The 12,698-nt window shown below is 38.4% G+C and carries 12 protein-coding genes; 9 read left to right on the forward strand and 3 right to left on the reverse strand.

All coding sequences use genetic code 11. From position 1 onward, the window contains the following. Window positions 1-311: 311 nt before the first annotated feature. The 4 genes from NFR27_RS07895 to NFR27_RS07910 all read left to right on the forward strand — a co-directional run bounded on the left by NFR27_RS07895 (window position 312) and on the right by NFR27_RS07910 (window position 4,804). Window positions 312-1,049: a (Fe-S)-binding protein gene (locus NFR27_RS07895; RefSeq protein WP_251443209.1), complete on the forward strand. Its 738-nt coding sequence runs from the start codon at window positions 312-314 to the stop codon at window positions 1,047-1,049. Window positions 1,050-1,068: 19 nt separating this feature from the next. Then, window positions 1,069-2,508, forward strand: a complete 1,440-nt coding sequence (locus NFR27_RS07900; RefSeq protein WP_251443205.1) for a LutB/LldF family L-lactate oxidation iron-sulfur protein — start codon at window positions 1,069-1,071, stop codon at window positions 2,506-2,508. A gap of 12 nt (window positions 2,509-2,520) precedes the next feature. Beyond that, window positions 2,521-3,231, forward strand: coding sequence for a LutC/YkgG family protein (locus NFR27_RS07905; protein ID WP_251443186.1), 711 nt, complete (start codon window positions 2,521-2,523; stop codon window positions 3,229-3,231). A gap of 163 nt (window positions 3,232-3,394) precedes the next feature. Next, on the forward strand, window positions 3,395-4,804 hold the full coding sequence (locus tag NFR27_RS07910; RefSeq protein ID WP_251443181.1) for a cation:dicarboxylate symporter family transporter: 1,410 nt from the start codon (window positions 3,395-3,397) through the stop codon (window positions 4,802-4,804). Window positions 4,805-4,894: 90 nt separating this feature from the next. On the opposite strand, the gene NFR27_RS07915 is transcribed toward NFR27_RS07910, so the two are convergent. Further along, complete coding sequence (locus tag NFR27_RS07915) at window positions 4,895-5,632, reverse strand: arginase family protein (RefSeq protein WP_251443178.1); 738 nt, start codon at window positions 5,630-5,632, stop codon at window positions 4,895-4,897. A gap of 228 nt (window positions 5,633-5,860) precedes the next feature. Here NFR27_RS07915 and NFR27_RS07920 point away from each other — a divergent pair, with 228 nt between their 5' ends. Together NFR27_RS07920 and NFR27_RS07925 are read left to right on the forward strand one after the other, a co-directional pair. Further along, entirely contained in the window at window positions 5,861-6,508 is a 648-nt protein-coding gene (locus NFR27_RS07920; protein ID WP_251443175.1) for a hypothetical protein, read from the forward strand. A 13-nt stretch (window positions 6,509-6,521) separates the two neighbouring features. Next, window positions 6,522-7,172, forward strand: a complete 651-nt coding sequence (locus NFR27_RS07925) for a hypothetical protein (protein ID WP_251443173.1) — start codon at window positions 6,522-6,524, stop codon at window positions 7,170-7,172. Between the two features lie 172 nt (window positions 7,173-7,344). Here NFR27_RS07925 and NFR27_RS07930 read toward each other — a convergent pair whose 3' ends face one another. Next, entirely contained in the window at window positions 7,345-8,112 is a 768-nt protein-coding gene (locus NFR27_RS07930; RefSeq protein ID WP_251443169.1) for an ABC transporter permease, read from the reverse strand. A gap of 13 nt (window positions 8,113-8,125) precedes the next feature. After that, complete coding sequence (locus tag NFR27_RS07935; RefSeq protein ID WP_251443166.1) at window positions 8,126-8,794, reverse strand: ABC transporter ATP-binding protein; 669 nt, start codon at window positions 8,792-8,794, stop codon at window positions 8,126-8,128. Between the two features lie 203 nt (window positions 8,795-8,997). On the opposite strand from NFR27_RS07935, the gene NFR27_RS07940 reads away from it, so the two are divergent. The 3 genes from NFR27_RS07940 (at window position 8,998) to NFR27_RS07950 (ending at window position 12,607) form a co-directional block, all read left to right on the forward strand. Further along, window positions 8,998-9,813 (forward strand): nitroreductase family protein, encoded by an 816-nt coding sequence (locus tag NFR27_RS07940; RefSeq protein ID WP_251443163.1) that lies wholly within the window; start codon window positions 8,998-9,000, stop codon window positions 9,811-9,813. Window position 9,814: 1 nt separating this feature from the next. Continuing rightward, entirely contained in the window at window positions 9,815-11,035 is a 1,221-nt protein-coding gene (gene ilvA, locus NFR27_RS07945) for a threonine ammonia-lyase (RefSeq protein WP_251443161.1), read from the forward strand. Window positions 11,036-11,179: 144 nt separating this feature from the next. Further along, window positions 11,180-12,607: an amino acid permease gene (locus NFR27_RS07950; RefSeq protein WP_251443159.1), complete on the forward strand. Its 1,428-nt coding sequence runs from the start codon at window positions 11,180-11,182 to the stop codon at window positions 12,605-12,607. The last annotated feature ends 91 nt before the right edge of the window (window positions 12,608-12,698 follow it).

Raw genomic sequence — 12,698 nt, forward strand, 5'->3', positions numbered from 1 at the left:
GCCGTTAAAGGTAAAGATAAGCCTAATATTCAAGGGTATTTATCAAACTGTTGTTTTTAATAAGTTGTAATAAATTTATTTTACTTATATATATGTCAAGTATGCGCGTAGTGCATATGGGTTAAGGTAGTTGCTAATATCGCAATTCTTTGGACATAAGTTTTTTTATTCTATATAATATTAGTGATGATTTCCGTGCGAATATACAGTTTTAAATCTCTTTGGCATGAAGAATTTTTGAAAGTAAGTATGCGCAAGTGTGGGTAATCAAAGTAAGTGTAAGTACGTAGGAAAGTTGAGGATGTGAGGAAATGAAAATTCATTTATTTTCACAATGTTTGATTGACATGTTTTATCCCCATGTGGGGATGGCCGGCGTACAGGTATTAGAACGGTTAGGCTGTGACTTAACAGTGCCTAAGAAGCAAGTATGCTGCGGGCAAATGTTTGTTAACTCTGGGTATAATGATGCAGCGAAAGGGGCTATCAAGAATACAATTGAAGTCTTTGAAGATGCAGAGTATATCGTAAGCATGTCCGGTTCTTGTGCCTTTGCGATTCGTGATGAATATCGCCACATTTTGGCTGATGAGCCAGAGTGGTTAGCACGGGCGGCTAAAGTAAGTGAACGTATTTATGAGTTCACTGAATTTATTGTAGGTGTATTAGGCGTTACTGATGTAGGGGCTACCTTTAATGATAAAGTAACGTATCATAAATCCTGCCACGTAACTCGTTTGATGGGTGTTAAAGAGCAACCTATGAAGTTATTAGAAAATATCAAAGGGCTTGAATACTTACCAATGAATCGTGCAGAAGGGTGCTGTGGTTTCGGCGGTACCTTTACAGTAAAACAGCCAGAAATTTCTGCTGTTATGACACGCGAGAAAGCAATGAATATTTATAATTCTGGTGCTAATGTTGTAGCTGGTAGTGACCAAGCTTGCCTCATGAATATTGAAGGTATGCTTGATCGCCTTTACAAAGATGGTGAAATTGACCGCCGTATTAAAGTAATGCACATTGCAGAATTATTGAATTCTCGCTAGTCGTTAGGAGGAACTGAAAATGGCTATTTTATATGATCAACGTCCATTTAAAACTCGCGTTGCCGATGTTCTTGCCAATGACTTTAAGGTAAAGGCCATCCAAAAAGCGCAGGATGTTTTTTATGCGAAACGTAAAGCCTTGGTTGACCAAGTGCCTGAATGGGAAGAATTCCGTGATGAAGCGGCAGAACTTCGTGACCATGTGCTAAGCAACTTAGATTACTATTTGAACCAATTTGCTGAAAATGCAACAAAAGCAGGAGCAAAAGTACATTTTGCTCGCGATGCGAAAGAAGCTAATGATTATGTGCTTCAAGTGGTTCGTGAAAAAGACGCTAAGATGGTTGTAAAAGGTAAAACCATGGTGTCTGAAGAAATTAGCTTAAACGAAGCGTTGATGAATGCTGGTGTAGAAGTTAATGAAACAGACTTGGCTGAATTTATCTTACAAACAGCTGATTGGAACCCACCATCTCATATCGTAGTTCCAGCATTGCACTTTGCTCGTGAACGTATTCGTGAAACATTCCACGAAAAATTAGGCTATGAAGGAACAGAAGATCCAGAAGAAATGACCCGTTTCGTACGTAAACGTATTCGTGATCGTTTCCTTAAAGCTGATATTGGTTTTACTGGCTGTAACTTTGCAGTAGCTGAAACAGGCTCAATTACTATCGTATCTAACGAAGGTAATGGTCGTATGAGTAGTTCTATGCCTAAGACTATGATTTGTCTTATGGGGATGGAACGTATCGTGCCTGACTTTGCTGGCTTAGATATTATGATGGAATTGTTAATTCGTTCCTCTGTAGGGGCCAAAATTTCCAACTATTTCTCCATGATTACTGGCCCAGCTAAAGCCGGTGAAGCAGACGGTCCTGAAGAATTACATATTGTAATTATTGACAATGGTCGTTCCAATATTTTAGGTGGCGAATTTAACTCCATGCTTCGTTGTATCCGTTGTGGTGCGTGCATGAATATTTGCCCAGTATATCGTCACATTACAGGTCATGCCTATGGCTCTATCTATCCAGGTCCAATGGGGGCTGTATTGACTCCATTATTGGTAGGCTATGAAAAAGCGGGCGATTTACCATATGCATCTACACTTTGTGGTGAATGTTGGGAACATTGTCCAGTTAAAATTCCACTCCATGAATTATTGTTGAAACATCGTGTGAATATTGCTGATAAGGCACATCTTCGTCCTGCAGCAGAAGAAGCGATTTTCAAAACTGTGGCAACCGTATTTAGTAATTCCTTCTTATTTGACTATGGTACAAAACTTGGTGCTATTGGCATGAAGTTGATGAGTAAAAATGGTCAAATGGCAGATTGGACTAAGCTCTTACCAGTTGTTGGTGGCTGGGTAAAAGCGAAAGATATGAATACATTGAAACTCAAAAAGTTCCGCGATGTATATGCTGAATATGAAGCTAGCAAAAAACGTAAGTAAGGAGATAGGACAATGGATGATGTAAATCGTAAAACATTTTTAAGCCGTGTTTCTCATGCGTTGGGTCGTAAAGAGATTCCTACATTTGTAGCTCCTTACCCTTATGAAAAAGGACCTCAGGAAACAATGTATTCTGACCTTTCCCATGAGCAAGTGGTAGATATGTTCAAAGCCGAATGTGAAAAAGTAGGGACTAAATATGTAACTACTGATGAAGCACATGTGGTGGAAACAATTTTAAAAGAAATTGAAGAACGTGGTGGCGGTAAAGTTATTTACCCATCTTGTGAAGAATCCAAACATTACCAATTAGAAGAAGCGTTTGCTAAGGTAGATAGCAGTAAAGCGACTTTCTTCGAATGGGATGGTGCTAAAGGTAGAGAAGCAAATATTGATGAAGCTAAAGTAGCTGAAATTGGTATTACCTTCCCAATTCTTGGTATTGCTGAAACGGCAACAGTTATTCAACCAAGCGATCAAACAAGTGGTCGTTCTGTAGGTTTATTACCACTTTGTCATATTGCTGTTATTCGCACAGACGCTATTGTGCCTCGTATGACACAATCTATGGCAGCATTAACAAAAGTATATCGTGATAATCCTGAAGGATTCCCTTCTAATGTCGTGCACATTTCAGGGCCTTCCAATACAGCTGATATTGAATTAGTTCGTGTTGTAGGGGTTCATGGACCTATTAATGTAACCTTTATTTTGGTTGACTAATAGCAGTGTCTAAGTGTTAATTATATCCGGCGACAAGCTCACTAATAGTGTATTTGTCGTCGGATTTTTTTGAGATTTTCTACTGAACGAGTAGGAAATTCGCATAACTTATGCTATAATATCAAAGTCACATTCACAATTGAATAAGATAGGAGGATATGAAGTGGATATTCCATTTTTCCAACAGTTTTTGATGATTAGCTCCCCTGTAACCGTGGGAATTCTCATCTTGTTTGCGATTTTGTTAGGTTATATTTATTTCTTACAACGTCGTCAAACTGCTTTTGGGACGCTTGTTATTATTGGTACTGTATTAGGGGCTGTATTGGGCTTTGCCGTACAGTTTATTGCACAGTTCCCTGATGATCCTATGAAGGTTGTATACATTAAGGAAAGTACAAAGTGGTTTTCCTTAATTGGTGGGGGCTTCATTGATCTCATTTTAATGCTTGTTGTTCCATTGGTATTTATTTCTATTATTCATATTATTTTAAACATGAATCAAGGTGCTGATTTAAAGAAATTAGTTACTTCCACAGCCGGTGTTGCTCTTATTATGGTTGCCATTGCTGCTATTGTGGGCTTAGTGTTAGGTTCTGTAGCTCACTTAGGTGAAGGTATGACAGCTATTAATGATGGGCCTGCTAAGATGAAAGAAGTTAAGCCTGTAGTAGATACAATTCGTGCTTTAATTCCTAAAAATCCAGTGGCGGCTATGGCCAATACAAGTGTAATTGCAGTCGTTGTATTTGGCGTTATCATCGGTGGTATTGCACGCTTGATTAAACAAACTGGTACTAGTGATTTAGAATTATTTACTAAATTCTTTAATGAATTACATTTGATTATCTCTTGGGTCGCTGATTTTGTTATCGGCTTAATGCCTTACGGTGTGATGGCCTTATTAGCTAGCACATTAGCAACTAAAGGGTTCCAAGCTATTGCTGACATGGGCCTATTTATTGTTTTAATTTACGTAGGCGTTGTCATCATGTTGATTGTACAAGCTATTTTGTTAACAATCTTTGGTGTAAGCCCAATTATGTATTTCCGTAAAGCTAGAGCACCATTGTTCTTAGCCTTTACATCTCGTTCTAGTATGGGCGTATTACCATTAACGGTTGATACGTTGACTAAACGTTTAGGTGTTAATGCTACTACTGCTAATACGGTAGGTAGCTTTGGTACTACTGCTGGTATGCAAGGCTGTGCCGGTATTTTCCCAGCACTCTGTATCGTATACATTGCTAATGTAGCAGGTGTGCAGCCTGATATTACTATGTATGTAATGAGCGTAATTGTTATTGCTCTTGGTTCTTTAGGTATTGCAGGGATTCCAGGTACGGCTACTATGGCGGCATCGGTATCCTTGTCTGGTACTGGTCTTGGTGCTTTCTATGGCATGATTTCACCAGTATTAGCTATTGACCCTATCGTAGATATGGGCCGTACAATGCTTAATGTAAGTGGTTCTATGACAAATGCAATTGTGGTAGATAAACTTATGGGGACTTTTGATAAAGATGCTTTCAATGATGAAAGTACGGTTGATCGCCCTGTATCCAATAAATAAGGTTTAAAAAATACTCCATACTCAAGTTCCGAGTTCTTACGAACAAGTCGCTTGAGTTATGGAGTATTTTTTGTTTGTGGAGGAGTATTTTTATTTAAAAATAGGTAATTTACTTAGTTCGTTTCTTAAGTTAATTATGTCCCAAGGTAGATATTCTGCAATGGAGAGACCTACTAGGTCGGCGACTTTTGAAGCATTTATTAGTAGGTGCACAATGTGTGCTAAGGTCATTTCACCGACTGCATAATCGACGGGGCCTTGATGGGGCTGATTGCAAAGGAGACTACGGAAATCTGTTGGGCTTAACACATCTAAGTCTAAATGAACCAGTAATTGTTTTATATTATGTTTGGTGAGCCAGTGGACTAGGGGTTCACTAGAGGTTAATTGTTGTGGTGTGAGATAGGATAATTGATGATGTTGTAAAAACTCTTTTTCGAAGTCTAATAAACTGTGTTCAACAAGGCCAACATAGAGGATTTGATTGGCTGTAAATGGATGCCGTATCATTTGGGCGAATTCAGGTGCACCATGCCCCAATAAGTTGCCAAGCACCATGGCGTGTTCATGGTCAAATTCTTTGGGGGTCATAATATCTGGGTGTGCATCTAACCATAAGATAGCCGTGTTTTGGGGATATTGCCCATGTAGATAATCAAAAGGGACTTGTGAAATAGAGCAGTCGCCGCCTAAGGTAATAATTCGGCTGGGCTGTTTTATATGTAAAATAGCTTCAGCAGCTTGCTGTTGTTTTAAAAGAAGGTTTTTGCCATAAATATCTTTTGAAGGCTGTTGGTCGTAACTTGCTTTAGTTTGAGCTTCGTTCATAATCTGCTTCAGATGATACACAACGTGATATCTTTGCAGTAAGGCTGTATAAGCAAAACGAGTATTTCTATGAATTAGCCCTTTGTTTGAAAGAAGGGGCATATATAGGAGTACTCGTTTTACGTATTGATTTCTAATTCTTATTAATGATACAATAGGGTCAAATGAAGAAAGAATGAATTTTTCTGTTCGTTTTAATGGGGTTATTTTAAGTAAGGAGTGAAATGTATGAAACGATTATTGTTACTTTGTTTAGCCTTATTTGCCTTTGTGGCAGCAGGGTGTGCGCAAGTGACATCTGAAATTAAGGTGGATTCAGATTTTAGTGGTGAATGGGATGCTACGATTCAAGCGCCAATGCCTATTAGCAAAGGTGATTTGTTAAGTGCTGTGACTCAAAATTCAAAAAATAAACCACAAATTGATATAAACAAAATTAAATTAGAAGCGATTGGCCCTGATGGTAAAGAATTAGATGCTGATAAACCAGGGGTACAAGCGCAGACTTGGAAATTAGAAGCTAAATTTGCTAATAAAGATGAATTAGCACAAATGAGTGCTGCAGTGTTTGGTAGAGATTCGGATTCGAAGATTAATGTTATTTATCCGTATGGTGATGATCCCGATGTATATACGTTCAATTTGGGTAAAGCGTCTGGAGCAACTACTATTGAAGTCGAAGGCACTATCATCAAGGAAAGTGTTGGCAAGGGGCTTTTGAAAGATGATGACACGGTAATCTATGCAGCTGGTGATACTATCAAATTCCAATTTAAAAAGGAAAGTAGTTTTGGTGGAATTATTGGCGGTATTGTAGTGATTGCTATACTAGCTGGTGTTGGTTATGTTATTTTCCGTCGTCGACAAGCAGCGTAAGGGGGGATTTAAGATGAAACGATATATTACCTATATGATGATGGCTATAGGATTGGTAATTATGTTCCTTCTTAGTGGCTGTGGTGGAAATTTAGGAAGCTCACAAGACTTTTCTGGTTCATGGGGATATATTCAGACCCCAGTTACAACAAATAATGATGGGATTAATTATGAGTACAATCAGGATAGAATTTATGTAGTGACGTTTGAAAAGACTAGTGATCATACGTATACATCTAATTTTAGAGAATATAAATATGACTATAAAGGGAGTAAGTTCTTAAATAGAGATGAGTATGAACGCGGTGATCGGTGGATAACTTTTTTCACGCCTGATGGGCCGAATAGACAAGGTTTATTGCCTAAAGTTGAGCCATCATATGAGTTTAGACATGTAGCCCATGATATGAGAGATACTACTTTTACAGAACGTGATGGAGTGTTATATGTTGATGAAAATGGATTAGAGTATAATTATAATAAAGATAATGATACCTTAGTAAGCGGGAAAACTGTGTTACATCGAATTAAAGATGGCGATATTTCTACGTTAAAAGAAGAAGTACAACAACATATTAAAGATTATTATCAAAAAGCCTATGTAGATACTAAGAAACGTGAGATTCCTAATATTATCTTTACAGATAGAGATGATAGTAAATAAGCAATATAAATTTTCTTTTTTCTCAATTCGTTTTTCAGTATAGTAAATACAGCATAAATGTAGTAATAAAATAAAAGGATAGTGTGTCAGTAAGCGCCCTTGTTCGTAAGAACGCAGGTGTATCTGGCACACTATCCTTTTTCCATGTATGAAGTATGTGAGACCTCTTAACTTAAAGCTGATATTTTTTATTCCACAAAGTACGCGCTCCAAAGTAGAGCAATAAGAAGGCAGATAAACAAACGGTAGTGCAATTAGCCACCATAATAGTAATTTGGTATAGTACCGCTTCATTTGGCATAGCACCAGCTAGAATTTGCCCTGTCATCATACCCGGCAAGGCGATAATTCCCATGCCGACCATGGAGTTAATTGTTGGCAGAAAGGCAGTTTCAAGGGCTTGATTAATAAAGGGACGTAAGATTTTAGCAGGGTGAGCACCTATGTTGAGGAGCACTTCAATTTGATGTCTATTGCTATCTAAGGCTTCTTTAAAGGCTTTTAGGGCTAAAGTAGCACCATTCATAGTGGCGCTCACAAGCATACCGCTAATAGGAATGATATATTGAGGAATGAGAATATTTTTTTGAATAACTACGACTAACATAAATAGTACAATTGTTAGACATGTGATGATAATCGAGGCGGCTGTTATATATTGGAAGCGCCGATTGAGCCAAGGATTTTTGCGTAATGTCCTAAAGACAGCAAAACCAATCATTAAAGATAAGTAAGCAAGAATGTATAGGGGCGATGGATTTTGAAAAATATATAAGAGTACATAGCCGGCAATAATCAGCTGTACTGTCATTTGAATAGTCCCTAAGAGGAGAAATTTAGTTTGATCTATATGGCAGTATTTGAAGACGCCAACAACTATGAGTAGGAGTAAATAAATGGATAGAAAACCACTTAATTGCATAGTAATTGCTTCTGACATAATATACCTCTTTCTATTGTATTTGATGGGTATGATTCTTTATGGCGAGTTCTTTAGCCGTTTCTTTATCTTTTAAAACGATCAAATGATCACTGAATTTGGGATATAAACCATCATCGTGGGAGATTACTAAACAGGTTTTCGTATGAGTAATCATGTGTTCTTTAAGCCGTTCAAAGAAGGTTACCGCTGTCGCTGAATCTAGAGCAGAACTAGGCTCGTCCCACATATAAATTTCCGCATCTAAGGAGAGCATAATTGCATTAAATACACGCTGGCGTTCGCCACCAGATAAATTAGTTACATTTTGTTCAATAGTAAAAGGGGCGACTGCAATATGCAAATATTCATCCATAACAGCCTTGGTTGGACAAGTTGACTTACGGTAGGTATGAAAGGTTTCAAAATTATCTTGTATGGTACCGTCGAATAAGAACACCTCTTGATTTACTAATACTATATGTTGACGCAGTGTCAACGGATGTAAAGTATCGATATTGTCGCCTTTGAAGTAAATAGAACCTTGGGACGGGTTGACAGTACTATTAAATAAATGAAATAATGTACTTTTACCGCAGCCACTAGGACCTTGCAAAAAGGTCATTTTCCCTTGAGGGATGGTCAAATCAGGATAGAAAATAGTATTTTGAAAAGCTAATTGCTTAGTAGTTAGGATATCCATGCATAAGCTCCTTTACGGTATAATATCATTATCTTTATTGTAATTGATTTGAGAAAATTTATACAGTGTATTTTATAAAGTAATGTATGAAATGCTTATAGATTATATATTCTATAAGACGAGAAGAGTGTTCGTATAGGGTATACAAAATTGTATTTTAGGAGTATAATTTAGGCGTAGTAATACGAATGGAGGCAGGTATAATGAGTTTTTCTGTACGTACAGATGTCTGTATACAGTGTAATATGTGTGTGACCGAGTGTCCAACTGGATTGTTAGTAATGAAGGAAGAAGGACCTGCAGCAGGTCGTGGTAGTTGTATTTCTTGTGGCCATTGTGTAGCCGTTTGTCCTACAGAGGCGATTGATTATTCAATTACACCTCGCTCGGAGCAGTTATCAGTGGGTGCGTATACCGTGCCTAGTGCAGAGGAAGCTGCGCATTTTTTGCGGTATCGTCGTTCCATTCGTACATTTAGTGATAAACCAGTTCCTAAGGAATTACTTACGAAGTTGCTTGATGTAGCCCGTATGGCACCAACAGGCTCTAATAGTCAGGGAATTTCGTATCGAGTAATTCAAAATAAAGCTACTTTGCAAGCGATTAGCGAGGCTGTAATGAACTGGATGAGCGAGCTGGGAAAAGAAAATAGTCGTATGCGAATTTATGCATATAATGCAAAACGCTATAATCGTACAGGGCGTGACTTTATCTTACATAAAGCACCCGCTTTAGTATTAGCCATAGCTAAGGACGAATTAGTAGAACGGGGCCGTGATAATGGTCATTTTGCTCTTACTTATGCAGAATTAATGGCACCTTCATTGGGTTTAGGAAGTTGCTGGTCTGGTTTTGTAGAATTTTGTGCACAAACGGGATATGAACCATTATTAGAATTATTAGGATTACCTGAAGGGTATAGGGTAGCAGGGGCGATTATGGTTGGGTATTCTAAATATAAATATCGCTATATGCCAGAGAGAGCTCCATTGACGGTTTATTTTGATGAGGAGGATTAACATGTCAACACCATTAGTTACTCTGGACATGGTTAAAGAAGCGCAGCAGCGCTTACGGGGAGTGGCACAACGAACGGCTATCATGCAGTCGACATCATTGAGTGAGCGTTGTGGTTGTGAAGTTCATTTGAAAATGGAGAATTTTCAGCGAACTGGTTCTTTTAAATTGCGTGGGGCCTATAATAAAGTGGCTTCTTTGACAGAGGCTGAACGGGCGCGGGGCATAGTGGCTTCGTCTGCAGGGAATCATGCTCAAGGCGTGGCCTTGGCGGCTAAAGAATATGGTTGCAGAGCAACGATTTGTATGCCTTCTAATGCACCAATTGCGAAAATTGAAGCGACTCATAGTTATGGCGCTGATATTGTATTAGCTGGTGATTTTTATGCCGATGCATATGAAAAAGCATGCTCTTTAGAAAAAGAAAAAGGATTTACTTTTTGTCATCCTTTTGATGACCCCGTTGTAATTGCTGGACAAGGAACAATTGGTCTTGAAATTTTAGATGAATTACCAGATACGGATGTTATTGTAGTACCTATTGGTGGCGGCGGTTTGATTTCAGGTATTGCCGTGGCGGCTAAAGCGATTAAACCAGATATTCGGATTGTTGGTGTACAGACACAAAATATGCCATCCATGAAACAGTCCGTGGCTGAGGGAAAAGTGACGACTGTACCGGCTTTAAAAAGTTTAGCTGATGGTATTGCTGTAGGTACACCAGGGACAGTAACCTTTGACATCGTTTCAAAATATGTAGATGAAGTAGTGACTGTTAGTGAAGCGGAAATTGCAGAATCAATTTTATTTTTATTAGAACGTGTTAAAACAGCCGTTGAAGGGGCTGGCGCTTGTCCTGTGGCGGCGTTAGTGAATAATAAAATTAGTCATTTAGAAGGCAAAAAAGTTGTAGCTTTAGTTAGTGGTGGTAATATTGACGTAAACATGATAGATCGCATTATTAACAATGGCTTAGTTAAATCTTGGCGCCGAGCGTATTTTGATATTGTAGTACAGGATAAACCGCATGTGTTATCTACTATTACTGGCTTAGTATCGGATAGTAATGCCAATATTTTGAGTATTTATCATGACCGTAGTCAACGTGATATAGAGGTGGGCTATGTACATGTGGCCTTAGAGATTGAAACTATGAATGAAAAACATGTACATGACTTGTTAGCGACCTTAGCAGAACATGGCTTCCCGGCTGTATTGCGGTAAGTGGTAATGCTTGTTTAAGGTGGAAGCTATTTATAATATGAGTGTAAGAATGGCTTAGGCTGTGTATTATGAGTCATAGTAGTGGATAGTGTACAGGGAGATGACATATTGAGGAGTATTAACTGAATAGAGTAGGAGTAAATTATGGAATCGGGAAAAAGTTTAGAGCGTAATTTGAAGCCCCGTCATGTTGAGATGATAGCCCTTGGAGGTACTATAGGGGTTGGTTTATTTATGGGATCGGCTAGTACGATTCAAACAGCGGGTCCTTCGGTTTTATTATGTTATGCCCTAAGTGGTGTGGTTATGTTTTTAATCATGCGGATTATGGGGGAAATGCTATATTTGGAGCCGGTGCCAGGATCCTTTGCGGCGTATGGATATCGCTATATTTCACCTTATGTTGGATTTATTACTGCTTGGTGTTATTGGTTTATGTGGATTTCTGTAGGGTTAGCTGAAGTGACTGCTGTGGGGATTTATATGAGTTATTGGTTCCCTGAGCTGCCACATTGGATTTCTGCCTTTGTAGGCATGGCTATTATTGTAGCTGCTAATATAGCCTCCGTTAAGTATTATGGTGAGTTTGAATTTTGGTTCGCGCTGATTAAAGTAGCCACCATCGTTTTCATGCTTGTAGTGGGTATGATGATGATTTTATTTGGCTTTGGTAATGATGGTGTGGCCCTTGGTTTTTCCAATTTATGGGCGCATGGAGGCTTTATGCCTAATGGTTGGGGTGGTATGTTAGCGGCTATGTGTGTAGTGGCAGCAGCTTTTCAAGGTGTTGAATTAGTTGGTATTACCGCTGGAGAGGCACAAAATCCAAGACATACACTAGTAAAAGCTGTAAAGAGTATCGTATGGCGTATTCTAATTTTTTATGTAGGCGCTATTTTCGTTATTCTTTGTATTTATCCTTGGAATGAATTAGGTTTTGTGGGAAGTCCATTTGTGCAGACCTTTCAACGGGTAGGCATTGCTAGTGCCGCTGGTATTATCAATTTTGTGGTGTTAACAGCAGCGTTGTCTGGCTGTAATAGTGGCATTTATAGCTGCGGTCGTATGTTATATACATTGGCTAAAAATGGCCAAGCCCCTAAAATTTTTGCTAAATTATCGGATACAGGTGTACCTCGTAATGGGATTTATTTATCTATGATATCTTTATTATTTGGTGTCGTGTTAAATTATTTAATTCCTGACTCCAAATTATTCTTATATATTTACAGTGCGAGTGTATTTCCTGCTATGGTGTCTTGGTTTGTATTGGCGGGGGCACAGCGTAAATTTAGACAGCGTTGGGGGGCTGAAATTATAGCCCAACATCCTTTTAAATCACCGTTATATCCATATTCCAATTATTTTTGCTTAGCCTTTTTAGTATTAGTAACAATTGGGATGGTTTGGAATGAAGATACACGGATATCGTTGTTAGTAGGTTGGCTATTTATTGCGATTATTACTGTATTTTATTATGGTTTAGGGATGAATAAACGGCCGGTTGTTCACGAAGAATTTATTCACGAAGATGGCTTAGGGTCTGAAGGGGCTTTGGCGGATAGAAAATAAGTATAGTAACCTCATGAGACAGAAGTCTATAAATTTTTGCTCATGAGGTTGTTTTATGTCCTCTTTATATGGTAGGATAATACATAAGTTG

Origin of the sequence: Veillonella intestinalis, assembly GCF_943192895.1 — a bacterium.
GTDB classification, from domain to species: Bacteria; Bacillota; Negativicutes; order Veillonellales; family Veillonellaceae; genus Veillonella_A; species Veillonella_A intestinalis.